Source organism: Mesorhizobium sp. M0830 (genome assembly GCF_040319965.1).
GTDB lineage: Bacteria > Pseudomonadota > Alphaproteobacteria > Rhizobiales > Rhizobiaceae > Mesorhizobium.
Genome location: NZ_JAMYOR010000021.1, coordinates 45,522 through 58,492, shown reverse-complemented (window position 1 = coordinate 58,492; position 12,971 = coordinate 45,522). Strand labels below are relative to the sequence as shown.

The window sequence follows — 12,971 nt, the reverse complement described above, 5'->3', positions numbered from 1 at the left end:
CAGCACAGGAAGCCTGTCAACATCATAAATAATCAAAACACATCACAACATTGCAAATAGGGCGAGGAAATGCGCAAAGCCGGGATCTACAGGTCTCTTTTGATGCCTCGATTTGAGGGGAACCGCCTGCTCCCGGCTCTGCGCAGCCTTGCCGGACGAGTTGATTTAGCGCGGCGGCTTGCGCATCGGCTAAGGGCGGATACATCATTTCCCATCAGAATCGCGGACGGCGCGAAAGCCGTCGCCAGCCGACCTGACGCATGCAGGAGATGAACGACGGTGCGGTCCACCCTGACTGACATAGCCCGGGAAGCCGGTGTCTCGGCCGCCACGGTCGACCGAGTGCTCAACAACCGCCCCGGCGTGCGGGCGCGCACGCGAGAAATCGTGCTCGAGATGGCGCAGCGCCTCGGCTATATCGCCGAAAGCCCGAACGGGGCGCCGCCGCGGCACTCGCAAGGCGATGTCATCCGGCTCGATTTCGCGCTGCCCGCCGGCACCAATTCCTTCATCAAGATGCTGCACCGCCAGATCGAGGCGCAGGCGCAGTTACGGCCCGACCTCGATGTGCACATCGCCACCATCGAAGGGTTCAACCCGGACGGCCTCGCCCGCCTGCTGCAGGACTTACGCGGACAGACGCAAGGCGTTGGCGTCATTGCGCTCGACCACCCGACGGTGCGCGAGGCGATCCGCTCGCTTTCGGCCAACGACATCAAGGTGGTGACCATCGCCTCCGACATCCTGCATGTGCCCAGGGTCGCGTATATCGGCATCGACAATCGCGCCGCCGGGCGGCTCGCCGGCTATCTGCTCAGCCGTTTCATGGGACCGGGACGGCCGGGCAAGGTGGCGCTGTTCGCCGGCTCGCTGTCCTATCGCGGCCATGAGGAACGCGAGATGGGGTTCCGCCACATCCTGACTGAGGAATCGCCCAATCTGCAGATCGTCGAAATGCGCGAAATGCTCGACGACCGCGAAAAGGCCTATTCGGAGGCATCTGCCCTGCTGGAGCGGCATCCCGACCTTGCCGCGATCTACAATGTCGGCGCTGGCAACACCGGCATCGCCCGCGCGCTCAAGGAGCGCGGCCGCGCCCGGTCCATGGTCTTCCTCGGCCATGAGGTGACGGACGGCACCAAGGACCTTCTGCTCGACGGAACGCTCGACGCCGTCATCGACCAGAATCCGCGCGTCGAGGCCCGCGAAGCGCTCAACACCCTGACCCATGCTGTCAGGGGGCTGCCCTACGAGCTGCATCAGCCGAGGCTGCAGGTGATCTTCAAGGAGAACATCCCGGAGATCTGACGGACCGAACGAGCGACGCGGCGCGCCAAAGGCGCCCGCCCCGCTCGGTCTTTCCGGTCTACTGGACGGCAGCGACTTCCGCGGCCGCACCATCGACAAAGCTCTTGTCGACCCACTTGCCGTAGTCGATCGAGCCCTTCAGCAACCCGGCGCTCGCCATGAATTTTTCCTCGCCCTGCAAAGCGGTGATCGCATCGTCGGTGAGTTTCGGGTCCTGGTGGAACACGCCGTCGGCATAGGTCTTGCGCACGGATTTTTCCGATGACTTGGTCGCATCGACAAAGGTCTTGATCGTCGCGTCGGGGTGCGCGTCGGCCCAGCGCGAAATCTGGATATCGACCTTGAGCAGCCGCTTGACCAGATCCGGGTACTTTGCCGCGAAGGCGCCGTTGACCGAGATGACGTTCGGCACGCTCCATTCCGGATGCGTGCCGGTGTCGAACAGCACGCGCGCCTCGCCGGTGTCGACCAGCTTGGCCGCCGTCGAATCCGTCTCGACGATGGCGTCGATGTCGCCGCGCAGCAGCGCCGGACCGGACGCCTCGAAAGGCAGGTTCAACCCTTCGACATCATTCGTGCTCAGGCCGACACTGTTCAGCGCCTTGCTGAAATTCGAATGCCGCACCGTGCCGGTGAGATAGGCGACCTTCTTGCCCTTGAGATCCTGCAGCGTCTTCAGCGGCGAGTCGGCTTTGACGATGATGTAGGAGCCGCCTGCCTTCACGTAGCTCGACACGCCGATCAGCTTGACGTCGGCACCGGACGCCGCGACGCGCAGCGCCGGATTGTTGCCGGTGTAGGTGAACTCGATCGCGCCGGTGGCCAGCGCCGTCGTCGCCTCTGAACCGCCATTGAAGGTCACCAGCTCGACCTTGATGCCGTCCTTGCCGAATTCCTTCTCCCACCAGCCGTCCCGCTGGGCGAGAATGAATTTGAGGTGTCCGGGCGCCGTGCTGCCGATGCGGATGACATCTGGCTTGTCCTGCGCAAAGGCGGGCATGCCGCCAAGGCCGATGACGACGGCAATGGCGCCCTTCAGGAGCAGCCGGCGAAATCCGTCGAACGAGATGCTGGACATGGAAAATTCCTTCCTGATTTGGATGAATGAGGGGCTTAAATGAGCGAAGTCTCGGACTGGCTCTTCCAGGCGGTCGCCCAACGTTCGAACCAGACGAGCAGGTAGTTGACGGTCAGCCCGATGACGGTGAGCGTCAGGATGCCGGCGTACATGTCGGCCGTTTCCATCATCAGCTGTGAGTTCTGGATGAGGAAACCGAGGCCGGATTTGGCCGCCAGCATCTCGGCGCCGATGACGGCGAACAGCGAGGATTTCACCGCCAGCCGCGCGCCGGCGACGATCGAGGGTATGCTGGCCGGCAGGATGACCTTCCGGAACAGATCAAAATCGGACGTGCCCATCGAACGCGCCGCCTTGATCAGCAGCGGATCGACCGACTTGACGCCGCTGATCGTGTTGACGAGGAGAAAGAAAACCGAGGAATAGAAGGTGATCGCGACCTTCGATTCCTCGCCTATGCCGAGCAAAAGAATGAACACCGGCAGCAGCGCGAATTGCGAGGTGTTGCGCAGCGTCTGCACCAGGAGATCGCTGACCTTCTCGAACAGCGAATAGCGCCCCATCAACAGGCCGAGCGGAATGGCGACAACCACGCCGAGAGCGAAACCGATCGCCGCGCGCTGCAGGCTGATGCCGATGTGCTCGACCAGCACGCCCGAGGCGAGCAGGGCCCACCAGGCGACCAGCACCTCGCTCAGCGGCGGAAAGAAGATGCGGTTCAGCCAGCCGAGCCGTGGCGCGATCTCCCACAGCAGGAAGAACAGGCCGAGCAGCGGCAGGCCGTAGACAAAGGTGCCGTGGCTCGCTTTCTTGCGCCGGACTTTGGCGCTGTGAGCCTTGATAGCGGGGACTCTGGCGGCGGCTACCGTTTCGCCAGCTCCGGCAAACAGATCAAGCGCTCCAGCGGTGCCAAACTTTTCGGTCAGATAAGCCATGGGTCCAGCTCCTCAGTGACTGAAGGCTGGCGACAGGGTCCAGTCCTTCTGCGCCTTGTTGACCTCGTCGCGCAGCACATCCCAGACGCGGGCGCGATAGGTGTTGAATTCAGCGCTGGCGCGGATGTCGCCATCGCGCGGCCGTGGCAGGTCGATGTCGATGATCTCTTTCACTGTGCCCGGCCGCGCCGTCATCACTACGACGCGGTCGGCAAGGAAGATTGCCTCGTCGATCGAGTGCGTGACGAAGATCACCGTCGTCTTGATCTTGCCCCAGATCCGCAAGAGTTCGCCTTGCAGCAGCTCGCGCGTCTGCTGGTCGAGCGCCGCGAACGGCTCGTCCATCAGCAGCACTTCCGGATTGCTGGCCAGCGCACGCGCGATCGCCACACGCTGCTGCATGCCGCCCGACAGCTGGTTGGGGAAACGGTCTTCGAAGCCGGCAAGGCCGAACAGCGCCAACAGATGGTGGGCAGTAGCGGTGCGTTCCGCCTTGGCGACGCCGCGCACTTCCAGTGCATATTCGATGTTGGCCAGCGCCGTGCGCCAGGGAAACAACGCATATTGCTGGAAGACATAGCCGGTCTTGGGATCGGGCCTGGTGATCCGCCGGCCGTCGAGCTGGACGTCGCCACCGGTCGCCTGCGTCAGCCCCCCGATGATGTCGAGCAGCACGGACTTGCCCGAGCCGCTGGGTCCGACCAGCGTGATGAACTCGCCCTTGCGGATGGAAAGATCGACGCCATCGAGCACGGTGACGCGGTCCGTCGCCTCGCCGTCGACGGTGACGAACTGCCCCGGCTTGAGCTGGAAGGTCTTGCTGATGTCGCTGACGACGATGCGGTCCATGTTTGGGCGGTCCATGTTTGGGCGGTCCATGTCTGTCTCCGATCGGTTCACTGCGCCACGCGGATGCGGTGCGTCGGGTCGAACTCCGAGCCGCCGGCTTTGCCGCGCTTCCAGCCGAGGGCGCGGGCATAGGAGCCGAACAGCTGGCGCGCATCGGCCTCCGCCTCGGTGATGCCGGTCGGCCCTTCGGCGAATTCGGCCACATAAAGCGCGTCGGTCGGGCAATAGATCTCGCAGAGGAAGCAGGTCTGGCAGTCGTCCTGGCGGGCGATCACCGGCACGCCGTTGTCGGTCGCGTCGAAGACGTTGGCCGGGCAGACCTTGACGCAGATGTCGCATTCGACGCAGCGCGTGGCCGAGACGATCTCGATCATGACGCCAGCTCCGCCAGCCGCTCGGGCGCGCCTGCAATACGAAACGCATCGACCCCCGTGATCACCAGCCGGTGCGCGAAGGCTGGGCTCTTGCCGGGCAGGTCAGTGCGGCGATGCATGCCGCGGCTCTCGGTGCGGTAAAGTGCGGCGGCCACCGACCAGCGCCCGGCAGCCGCGATCGATGCCGCCTCGCGGGTGCGGACCCGATCCACCCCCTCGCCCTGCAGATGGTCGCGCACGTCGCGCCAGACGCTCTCCAGCCTCTCGCTGCTTTTCTCCAGGCCCTCGCCAGAGCGGAAGAAATTCTTGTCGAGCGGCGTGACTTCGCTACGCACCGCCTCGATGATCTCGCCTGCCGATATGTCGGCGCGCGGCGTTGCCGCCGGGCGCAACCCAGCCTGGCCGAGCGACTGCGCAGCACTGCGAAACGCCTTACCGTTTCGACGCTTGGCATGTGTAGAGGCGCCCTTGCCGGCCCACCAGCCGCTGGCCAGCGCCCAGGACGAATTGACGGCGCCGCCGCCCGAAACAGCCCCGGTCATGATCTCTCGGCTGGCGGCATCGCCGGCAACGTAGAGGCCGGGCACGCCGGTGGCGCAGTCGTCGGAGACGATATCGATGCCGCCCGTGCCGCGCACCGTGCCTTCGGCGCGCAAGGTGATGCGGAACAGTTCGCTGAACGGATCGATGCCGGCGCGGTCATAGGGCACGAAGCAATTCGGCTGGCCCTGGCGCAGCCAGCCTTGCAGCGCCGGTTCGGCCTGATCGAGCCGTGCATAGACAGGGCCGTCGATCAGCGCGCGCGCCACTTCCTCCTCGCGGTCGCCGATGCCGTTGCGCAACGGCTCGCCGGTCGGCCCGAGGATCGGCGAACCGTCCTCGCGATGGAACGACGCCCAGCGGAACGGCAGCCCCTTGTTCAGCGAGGAACCATAGGGTGCCATCGTGTACTTGCCGGTGAACTCCATGCCCGACAGGCTGGCGCCGGCTTCCGCGGCCATCAGATAGCCGTCGCCGGTGAGCCCGGTCGCGCCGAGAATGCGCTCGCGAAAGGCGCAGCCGCCAGTCGCCAGCACCACGGCGTTGGCGTCGACGCGCCAGTCGTGACCGGCCTGCCTGGCGACACCGGCGGCGCCGACGATGGCATCGCCATCGGACAGAAGTTCGAGCGCGGGATGGTGGTCGAGCACAGTGACGCCGGCCAGAAGCACCCGGCGGCGCATGAAGCGCATGTAGTCCGGGCCGCGCAGATTGGCGATGTAGAGCCGTCCGTCATCCTCGCTCGGGAAGGGGTAGCCCCACTCGGACAGCCGGAGCAGATTGCGGTAGGCGGTGTCGACGCAGCGCAGCATCCAGCGCGGATCGGCGAGTTCGCCGGTGCGCTGCCAGCGCCGCTCGACGACGGCATGCCTGTTGTCACCCGGCGGCACGCACCAGGTACCGGTGTTGGACGGCGCCGTGGCGCCGCTGGTGCCGAGATAGCCCTTGTCGGCCAGCACCACCTTGGCGCCGCTTTCGGCCGCCGCGACAGCCGCCCAGGCAGCCGACGGCCCGCCGCCCAGCACCAGCACATCGGCTTGGAGCTGCAAGCTGTCGGAAGCGGATTTTTGCGGCTTGGGCATGGATGCTCGGTGACTGAGTTCGCGACAGCGCGAGATGGCTACGCAGCGCGATCGGCGTTTGCGAACCACACCGGCTCGTTGCCGGCGCTCCACTTGATGTTGCAGCCGATCGACGGCACTTGGCTTGCCGCGGGCTTGCCGCCCTCCAGCACCGTATCCACCGCCGCGCGCAGATCAGCACCGGTCACCGGTTTGCCGTTGCCCGGCCGCGCATCGTCGAACTGCCCGTGATAGGCGAGCCGCCGGTCGGCATCGAACAGGAAGAAGTCGGGCGTGCAGGCCGCGCCATAGGCCTTGGCCGTCTGCTGCGAGGCGTCCTTGAGATAGGGGAAGGAATAGCCGAACTCTTCGGCCTCTTCGCCGATGCGGGCAAGCGTCTCCTCGGGATGCGCCTCATAGTCGTTGGCGTTGATCGCCACCACTTGCAGCCCCTTGCCGGCATATTCCCTGGCGAAAGCGGCAAGCTGCTCGCGGATCAGCACGACGAACGGGCAGCGGTTGGAGATGAAGGCCACGAGCAAGGCCGGCTTGGCATCGAAATCGACGAGCCGGTGCAGCACGCCTTGGGCATCCGGCAACAGGAAGTCGGCGGCCCTGGTGCCAAGGTCGATCGGATTGGATTCTGTCTTCGGCATCGATGCGCTCCCCCATTTTTCGGCCGGTTTTTACAGAGCCAACGTGCGAGCGTTTGAGCATCAGCAGTTAGTCTATGAGCTTAGTATATTATAGCCTGGAGAGCACATTCACGGTCAACCGCGTGGCTTGGAATATCGTGCCAATGTTTCGAGCCGGGCCGGCACGTTTGTCCAAGCAGGAGCCCGTCTGAAGAAATCCGGACGGATGAGGTTGTATGGCAGGCTGCAGGGGCGGCCCGCGAGAGGATGCCATCGCAGACACGCCGAACGTCAGGGCATCATCAATCCTTTCGGATAGAGCGCCTGGCAGGATCGCATCTAATGTGCGCGGGCCAAAGCCGATGGGCGCTGGCCGCCGCCTACTGGCGGCGTGGCGCCGCGGGATTGATGGCGGGGTGAACGCTGACGATCGCCGGGCCATCCGTCCCGATAGCGATGGCAATCCTGTCGTCTGAGGTTATGCCGGCAATGTCGCACACCACCAACGGCATGCGGATCTCATAGAGAAATTCGGCAACGATCGCGCCGACCGCCAGGATCGGGTCCGGGCGTTCCAGGAGAATGCCGGCCGGTGCCGTTCCCAGACGGATCGCTTCGGCTAGCACCGAAGACGAAGACGAAGACCCGCGCCCGCTCGGCATGACCAGGATCTTGCCGGCGACATTCTGGCCAAGGCCAGGATGCGAATGGTCCGTTATGTCGCCGGTTTCGGCATCGATGCCGCCCCAGAAACTGAGCGGTTGCGAGAACACCAGCGCTCGGCCCTCGGCCTCGCCGGCCAGCTGGAAGCTGCCGGTTCGTTGAATCGTCATGAGGCGCTCCGCACGACATGCCCGGCCGCCGCCGAACGGATACAATCCTTCATCTCGGCGAAGGCGACGGACACGCCGATATTGCCGGGCGCGTAATGCGCCCATTTGCCGGAATTGGTCATCACCACGCCGTCGAGGCGCTGAAGGATCGCAGTGACATAGGTGCAGGTATCGGCGACCGGGATCAGGCCGAACGCCTCCATGCCATCAAGTGCCCCCTCCGCCTGCAGTCGCGTCAGGGTAGCTCGGCCGGTGTTGACATAGATCGGAATGTGCCTGCCCGGTGCGATCTCGCGCAGCAACGGCAGCAGCCTCATCCATTCCTCATGCGAAAAATGCGGCGTGCCGAGCGACACCGCCGCCAGCGGCGCGCCATCGGGCACTCCAGACAGCCGGGCCAGCGACTGATCGATATCGGCGCGGGTGATGCGGATCGTCTCCTCTGGAACCTGACCATGGAATGCGTCCTCGAGTGTCCTGGCTTCCGGGGTGATGCCGACCGCATGGAACAGCGCCACCGCGCCGGTCGTTGCCGCCGCCGCGCCCAGCGCCTTCAACTGGTCCTCGTCGCGCGGCTGCGGCAGGCCGGCAATCACCGGAACGCGGTCGCCGCTCGCTTGCCCGATCACCAGCCCGATGCCGACGAACAGGCTGTCGCTCGGCTGCGGGTCGGCAATGGCCAGCTCGAACAGAATCCGGCCGCGCCGGTTCTCGTTCAAGTGCAGCCCCCAGGCCGGCGCGCGCCCGGTCATGGCGCAGCACAAATCGATGAAATCGCCATAGCGGTTGGTGCGCGCGCCGATCACCGAATTGGCAAAGACGATGGCGTTGGATTCGCCCCAAGCGATCTGCTGGCCGAAGTCTGGCCGGAAACGTGTCTGATAGGGCGCGCAAGTGAATGTCGCCTGGCAGCCGAGTTCCAGATGCGACTTCATCAGCCGCCGCGCCGGCACCTCCTCCGCCGCCGGCATCTTCACCATGCCGGGATGGATGAGATCAAACGAGCCGACGTTCAGTGTCGTCGGCACCTGGACGCGGCCGCCGCCCTCGACCAGCCGCTCGACGAAATCAAGGCCGGCCCTGCCATGGTAGAGACAGCCATCGATATGGGCGCCGGCAATGTCGAGCAGACTGCCTGCCCCGACCGCCTTGGTGAAGGTGATCAGGATCTTCATCGCCGCGGCTGCGGAAGGGCCGTGCTCGCCATCGAGCATGGATCGGTCGCGCGCACTCAGTTCAAGTGTCATCGCAGCTCCGGGCTCGTTATCGGAAAGGACGGAGGGACAGCACCCCCCTCTGCCTTGCCAGGCATCTCCCCCGCAAAGGGGGAGATTGGCCGTCATCATCGCTTTCGCAAATTTTCGACGTTCCAGAAAGGGCAGTGAGGCTCAAACCGCCAATCTCCCCCCTTGCGGGGGAGATGTCCGGCAGGACAGAGGGGGGTGCGAAGGAACGCCAACAGCCCCATCTATCGAACCGCGTCGACTAGCCCGGCGCAATCAGCACTGTACTCTCAGGCGACCAGCGCAGCACCACCTCCTGGCCCTCCGCCAGTCTGTCGGCACCGGTGTTCTGCACGATGACCTTCAGCATCTGGCCAGCACGTTCGACGAAGTATGTACTGTTATTGCCGGCGAAGATGCGCTTGGAAACCTGCCCCTTGAGCACGTTCGAATTGGCCGCATCCGAAGCCCCGCCATCCGTCGCGATGCGGATGCGTTCGGGCCGCACGGCACAACTCGCCTTGGCGCCGGCGGCAAGCTTTGCACCCACGCCCGAGGCAATCGCTGTGCCGTCCGGCAGCCGGATGCCGTTGCCAGTGCTGTCGCCGCGAAAGATGTTGGCGTCGCCGAGGAACGTTGCGGCGAACTCGCTCTTCGGCCGGTCGTAGATCTCCTCCGGTGGCCCCTCCTGCACCAGCCTGCCGTCGCGCAGGATGCCGATGCGGTCGCTCATCGTCAGCGCCTCTTCCTGGTCGTGGGTGACGAAGATGGTGGTGATGCCGATCTCGCGCTGGATGCGCTTGAGCTCGATCTGCATGTCGACCCGCAGCGCCTTGTCGAGCGCGCCCAACGGCTCATCGAGCAGCAGCACGCGCGGCTTGGTGACGATGGCGCGGGCGAGCGCGACGCGCTGGCGCTGCCCCCCGGAGAGTTGGTGCGGTCGCCGGCCGCCGAGTTTGCCGAGTTGCACGAGATCGAGGGCGCGCTGCACCTCTAGAGCAATCACCGCCTTGGCCTCGCCGCGCACCGACAGGCCAAAGGCGACATTGTCGGCGACGCTCATATTGGGAAACAGTGCATAGTTCTGGAACACCATGCCGATGCGACGCCTTTCGACCGGCACCCGCTCGACGCTCTCGCCGCCGATGGTGATGCGGCCTGAATCGGGGAAATCGAAGCCGGCAATCTGCCGCAGCAGCGTGGTCTTGCCGCTGCCCGATGGCCCGAGCAGCGCATAAAAACCGCCATCGGCGAAGTCGATTGAGACGTCGTCGAGCGCCTTGTGTGCCCCAAAACTGCGCGAGATGTTCGATACCTGCACGCCGGCCATTATTTCTCTCCGCCGAATTTGAAGAACCGCGCCGTCAGCAGCATCAGCGCCATCGACACGACGATGATGATCGTCGAGACCGCATTGATCTCGGGCGTGAAACCCTTGCGGATCGCGGCGTAGATTTCGACCGGCAGTGTTGTCTGCCCCGGCGTCGCCAGGAAATAGGACACCACGAACTGGTCGAACGAGACGGCGAACGCGAACAGTCCGCCGGCAATGACGCCAGGCATGATCCAGGGCAGCGTGACGCGTCTTGTCACCTGCCACTGGTTGGCACCGAGGGACCGCGCCGCCTCCTCCAGCTCCGGCGCGAAGGTCTGCAGCCGGGCCGAGACGACGACGATGACATAGGGCAGCGCCAGCGCGACGTGGCCGAGAAGGATCGCGTGCAGGCCGCGGCCGATGCCGACGCCGAAGAAGAAGATCAGCATCGCCGTGCCGGTGATGAGCCACGGTATGGCGATCGGCGGAAACAGCAGCGCCTTCAGGAATTTCTTGCCGCGAAATTCATGGCGATAGAGCGCCAATGATGCCGCCGAGCCGAGCACCGTGCAGATAACGGTGGCGATTACGGCGATCTCGACGCTGTTCCAGGTGGCGGCGATCAGCTGGTCGTTTTGCCACAGCGAGGCGTACCATTCGGTCGTCCATTCGAATGGCAATTGGTAGAAGGGCGAGACGTTGAACGACATCAGCGCCATGATGATGATCGGCAGATAGAGAAAGGCGAGCAGCAGTCCGATGTAGAACCGGCCGAGCCCTTCGAGGATGCGGGTGGTCGCCATCACGCGGCTCTCCGCAACGCCGGCGACGCCACCGCCAGGATGACCAGCACCACCGCCAGCAAAATGAAGGACAGCGCGGCACCCAGCGGCCAGTTGAACACGGCGACGAACTGGTCCTCAATGACTGTACCGTAGAAGGTGCCGGTGCGGCCGCCGAGGATGCGCGGTTCCATGAACGAGCCGACGACCGGCACGAAGATCAGGGCGGCTCCCGCCACCAGCCCCGGCATCGACAGCGGTATGATCACCCGCTTCAGGAGCTGCAGCCGTGAGGCGCCAAGCGAGCGTCCGGCCTCGATCAGCGAGTCGTCGATGGCCTGCAACGTGAGATAACAAGTCAGCACCATGTAGGGCACATAGGAATGCACCAGCCCGATGATGACGGCCGGATAGGAATACATCAGATCGATGTTGACCTTGAACGGCAGCACGGCGTTGAGCGCGGTGTCGAGGATGCCGCCCTCGCGTAGCACCATCGCCCAGGAGAAGATGCGCACCAGCCCGTTCGACCAGAATGGCAGGATGACGAGCAGGAAGATGGCCTCGCGGCTGCGCCCTTTCAGCACTTTGGCGAGCACGTAAGCCGCGGGATAGCCGATGATGACGCACCACAGCGTCACCTCGAGACCGAGGCGCAGCGAGGCCAGCAAAAGCGTCAGATAGAGGCTTTGCGAGAAGAAGGCGGCATAGTTGCCAAGGGTGAAGGCCCACGGTTTTCCCGACAGGGGCAGCTCGGTCATGAACGAGAAGAAGACCATGGCCGAGAGCGGCAGGAAGATCGCCACAGTCAGCCAGAGATAGGCAGGCGCCAGCAGCGGCAATGCCGATCTCAGCCCGCTGCGCGATGCTGTTGCAGCTGCCATGACAGCCTTCTCTCCCCAGATTGGAAGAACCAGCCGGCGCGAACCGCCGGCTGATTCCGATGCCGGCTTTATTTCACGTCGACCTTGAGCTGCTGCCACAGCGCCAGATAGGCCTCGCGCTGCGCGTCGGTGATCGGCGCCTGGAACTGGATGCGCTTGGCCACTTCGGGGTCACCCATGACCTTGCGGTTGAAGGCATCCGCGGGCAGCGCTTCCACCGCCTTGGTGTTGGCCGAGACCGGCGCGCCGACCTTGGTGACCCATTCGACGTAGAATTTCGGGTCGATCATGTAATTGATGAAGGCCTCGGCCCCGGCGACGTTCTTGGCGCCGACCGGAATGGAAAAGGCGTCGAGCCAGGCGACGGCTCCTTCCTGCGGCACGACCAGCGAGACCGGCAGCTTGAAATGCGTCTTGGCGCGATCGGCCGAGCCGCTCCAATAGGTGCCGATGTCGATCTGGTTGGAGGCGACCATCTGGTTCCAGTCGTTCTCCGAGCTCCAGAAGGTCTTGATCTGCGGCATCAGCGAGGTGAGCTTCGCCTTGACGGCGCCCATATCCTTGATGTCGTTGATGTTCTGGCCGGTGGCGATGGCGCCGAACTGCACCGCCTCGACGGCGTCGTCGCGAATGACGACGCGGCCCTTGTGCGCGGCATCCCACATTTCGGCGATGCTCGTCGGCGGCTTGTCGAAGGATTTATCGTTGATGGCGAGCGCCGTCAGGCCCCACACCCACGGCACGCCATAGACCTTGCCATCATGGACGAGCATCGGCGATCCCGCCTTGTCCTTGTTGATATCGGCATAGTTCGGCAACTTGGAGATGTCGATTGGCTGGATCAGTTTCCCGGCCATAGCCTGGTCGTTGAAGGCGGCATTGATCATGACCACGTCGTAGAGGCCAGGATTGGTCCGGATCTTGGTCAGCATTTCCTGTTCGGAATTGAAGAAATCGTTGACGACCTTGTTGCCGGTCGCCTTTTCGAAAGCCTCTACGGCCCACGGCTCGTCGGTGCCGTAGCCCTTCCAGTTGAGCACATGCACTTCGTCGGCCTTGGCGGCGAACGCGAGTGCGGAGGTAAAGACGGCGGTCGCCGTCACAAGAGCAGTCAAGTCAGGCATGCGCATGGTTGGTTCCTCTCTGTGTTTGCC

General features: G+C 64.3%; 13 protein-coding genes. 1 reads left to right on the top strand and 12 read right to left on the bottom strand.

Annotation, left to right across the window (positions count from 1 at the left end):
• Positions 1–279: 279 nt before the first annotated feature.
• Positions 280–1,308, top strand: a complete 1,029-nt coding sequence (locus NKI20_RS15085; RefSeq protein ID WP_352831619.1) for a LacI family DNA-binding transcriptional regulator — start codon at positions 280–282, stop codon at positions 1,306–1,308.
• Between the two features lie 58 nt (positions 1,309–1,366).
• Here the strand turns inward: NKI20_RS15085 and NKI20_RS15080 are convergent, their stop codons facing one another.
• The 12 genes from NKI20_RS15080 to NKI20_RS15025 form a co-directional block, all read right to left on the bottom strand.
• A complete protein-coding gene (locus tag NKI20_RS15080; RefSeq protein ID WP_352831618.1) occupies positions 1,367–2,386 on the bottom strand; it encodes an aliphatic sulfonate ABC transporter substrate-binding protein in 1,020 nt (339 codons plus the stop codon).
• Positions 2,387–2,421: 35 nt separating this feature from the next.
• The gene (locus NKI20_RS15075) at positions 2,422–3,321 is read right to left on the bottom strand and encodes an ABC transporter permease (RefSeq protein WP_352831616.1); all 900 of its coding nucleotides are present in this window, start codon (positions 3,319–3,321) and stop codon (positions 2,422–2,424) included.
• A gap of 12 nt (positions 3,322–3,333) precedes the next feature.
• Positions 3,334–4,170, bottom strand: coding sequence for an ABC transporter ATP-binding protein (locus NKI20_RS15070; protein WP_352831678.1), 837 nt, complete (start codon positions 4,168–4,170; stop codon positions 3,334–3,336).
• A 47-nt stretch (positions 4,171–4,217) separates the two neighbouring features.
• Positions 4,218–4,544 (bottom strand): 4Fe-4S dicluster domain-containing protein, encoded by a 327-nt coding sequence (locus NKI20_RS15065; protein ID WP_352831615.1) that lies wholly within the window; start codon positions 4,542–4,544, stop codon positions 4,218–4,220.
• Positions 4,541–6,166 carry an FAD-binding protein gene (locus NKI20_RS15060; RefSeq protein ID WP_352831613.1) on the bottom strand — a complete coding sequence of 542 codons (1,626 nt, stop codon included), beginning with the start codon at positions 6,164–6,166 and terminating at the stop codon, positions 4,541–4,543. Before NKI20_RS15060 ends, NKI20_RS15065 begins: the two co-directional genes overlap by 4 nt.
• Before the next feature lie 38 nt (positions 6,167–6,204).
• A complete protein-coding gene (locus NKI20_RS15055; RefSeq protein ID WP_352831611.1) occupies positions 6,205–6,801 on the bottom strand; it encodes a thioredoxin family protein in 597 nt (198 codons plus the stop codon).
• 359 nt (positions 6,802–7,160) lie between these two features.
• Positions 7,161–7,613: an aconitase X swivel domain-containing protein gene (locus tag NKI20_RS15050; protein WP_352831608.1), complete on the bottom strand. Its 453-nt coding sequence runs from the start codon at positions 7,611–7,613 to the stop codon at positions 7,161–7,163.
• A complete protein-coding gene (locus NKI20_RS15045) occupies positions 7,610–8,860 on the bottom strand; it encodes an aconitase X (protein WP_352831605.1) in 1,251 nt (416 codons plus the stop codon). The genes NKI20_RS15050 and NKI20_RS15045 overlap by 4 nt, the downstream gene beginning before the upstream one ends.
• A gap of 238 nt (positions 8,861–9,098) precedes the next feature.
• Positions 9,099–10,166: an ABC transporter ATP-binding protein gene (locus tag NKI20_RS15040; protein ID WP_352831604.1), complete on the bottom strand. Its 1,068-nt coding sequence runs from the start codon at positions 10,164–10,166 to the stop codon at positions 9,099–9,101.
• Positions 10,166–10,954 carry an ABC transporter permease gene (locus NKI20_RS15035; protein WP_352831603.1) on the bottom strand — a complete coding sequence of 263 codons (789 nt, stop codon included), beginning with the start codon at positions 10,952–10,954 and terminating at the stop codon, positions 10,166–10,168. The genes NKI20_RS15040 and NKI20_RS15035 overlap by 1 nt, the downstream gene beginning before the upstream one ends.
• Positions 10,954–11,817, bottom strand: a complete 864-nt coding sequence (locus NKI20_RS15030) for an ABC transporter permease (RefSeq protein WP_352486100.1) — start codon at positions 11,815–11,817, stop codon at positions 10,954–10,956. Before NKI20_RS15030 ends, NKI20_RS15035 begins: the two co-directional genes overlap by 1 nt.
• Positions 11,818–11,885: 68 nt before the next feature.
• Complete coding sequence (locus NKI20_RS15025) at positions 11,886–12,947, bottom strand: ABC transporter substrate-binding protein (RefSeq protein WP_352601957.1); 1,062 nt, start codon at positions 12,945–12,947, stop codon at positions 11,886–11,888.
• Positions 12,948–12,971 lie beyond the last annotated feature (24 nt).